2 protein-coding genes are annotated in these 1,677 nt (G+C 67.6%); both read right to left on the minus strand.

Features of this window, described 5'->3' with window-relative positions; all coding sequences use genetic code 11:
• Window positions 1-43: 43 nt before the first annotated feature.
• Window positions 44-1,093: a phosphoribosylformylglycinamidine cyclo-ligase gene (purM, locus tag DBR23_RS07800; protein ID WP_056066695.1), complete on the minus strand. Its 1,050-nt coding sequence runs from the start codon at window positions 1,091-1,093 to the stop codon at window positions 44-46.
• Between the two features lie 77 nt (window positions 1,094-1,170).
• Window positions 1,171-1,677 (minus strand): MFS transporter (locus DBR23_RS07805; protein WP_146191277.1); only part of this gene is annotated, 507 nt, incomplete at its 5' end.

Consider the following 1,677-nt stretch of genomic DNA (forward strand, 5'->3'; position numbering starts at 1 on the left):
GCTGCGCCATGCGCGGTGAGGGGGCGGTGTTGCTGGCCGGGTATCAGGCCACCACCACGGCGGCGCCTTCGCCACGCGCTGCGATCGTGCCAATCGCGTAGACCTGTTCACCGGCAGCTCGCAGCGTGGCGGCCGTGGCTTCGGCGTTGGCCGCATCCACCACCACCACCATGCCAATGCCGTTGTTGAAGGTGCGGTTCATCTCGATGTCGTCGATGCCCGCCGTCTTCTGCAGCCAGGCGAACAGCTCGGTCTGGGGCCAGCTGCCCTTCTTCAGGTGCGCGGCGGTGCCGTCGGGCAGCACGCGGGGGATGTTCTCCAGCAAACCACCGCCGGTGATGTGGGCTAGGGCCTTGATGGGGTGAGCGGCCAGCGCGGCCAGCACGTTCTTCACGTACAGGCGGGTGGGCTCCATGATGGCCTGCTTGAAGGGCTTGCCGTCCAGCGTGGCGGGCACGGTGCCCTGGCTTTCAGCGCGGTCAATGCACTTGCGCACCAGGGAAAAGCCGTTGGAGTGCACGCCATGGCTGGCCAGGCCCAGCACCACGTCGCCAGGGGCCACGTCCTTGCCGGTCAGGATCTTGGACTTTTCGACCGCGCCCACTGCAAAGCCGGCCAGGTCGTATTCGCCCGCAGGGTACATGCCGGGCATTTCGGCGGTTTCGCCGCCGATCAGCGCACAACCGGAGAGTTCGCAGCCCTTGGCGATGCCGCCGACCACGGCCGCAGCCGTGTCCACGTCGAGCTTGCCGCAGGCAAAGTAGTCCAGGAAGAACAGGGGCTCGGCGCCCTGCACCAGCACGTCGTTCACGCTCATGGCCACCAAGTCGATGCCCACGGTGTCGTGCATGTTCCATTCAAACGCCAGCTTGAGCTTGGTGCCCACGCCATCGGTGCCAGAGACCAGCACGGGCTCCTTGTAGCGCTTGGGCACTTCAAACAGCGCGCCAAAGCCGCCGATGCCCGCCAGCACGCCTTCGCGCATGGTCTTCTTGGCCAGCGGCTTGATGCGCTCGACCAGGGCGTCGCCCGCGTCGATGTCAACGCCGGCGTCTTTGTAGGAGATGGGGGTGGAAGGGGCAGAAGAGCTCATGGGTGGTGTGGTGCTGGTAGGCCCGCCGGGCGGGCTGGAATCCGGGGATTTTAAGGGGCACGCTCAGGCCCACCACCTCAGCCCTGCGGTACAGGGGGCTTTGGGGTGCGGCCGTGCCGGGCAGATTGCACCAACACACCCGCCAGCGCCAGCGTGGCAAACAGGATTCCGGCACCAAACGTGGCACTGGCGCCCAGCCGGTCCCACAGCAGGCCTGCCAGCCCGCTGGCCACCAGCAGTGCCACGCCGCTGACCAGGTTGAACATGCCAAACGCCGTGCCCCGCAGGTCGGCCGGTGCGGTGTCGGCCACCATGGTGGCCAGCAGCCCCTGCGTCATGGCCATGTGCAGGCCCCACAGCGCAATCCCCAGCCAGGCGGCGGCGCCCCGGTCGCTGAGGGCCAGCAGCGCATCGGCAGCGATCAGCGCTACCAGTCCCCAGGTCAGCAGCGTGGTGTGGCGGGTGCTGTCTGCCAGTTTGCCCAGCGGGTAGGCGCCCAGTGCAAACACCACGTTCATCAGCACCAGCACCAGGGGCGTCCAGGCCAGCGGCAGGCCACCCTGTTGCACGCGCAGCACCAAAAA

The sequence above is a fragment of the Acidovorax sp. HMWF018 genome (assembly GCF_003061035.1).
GTDB classification, from domain to species: domain Bacteria; phylum Pseudomonadota; class Gammaproteobacteria; order Burkholderiales; family Burkholderiaceae_C; genus Acidovorax; species Acidovorax delafieldii.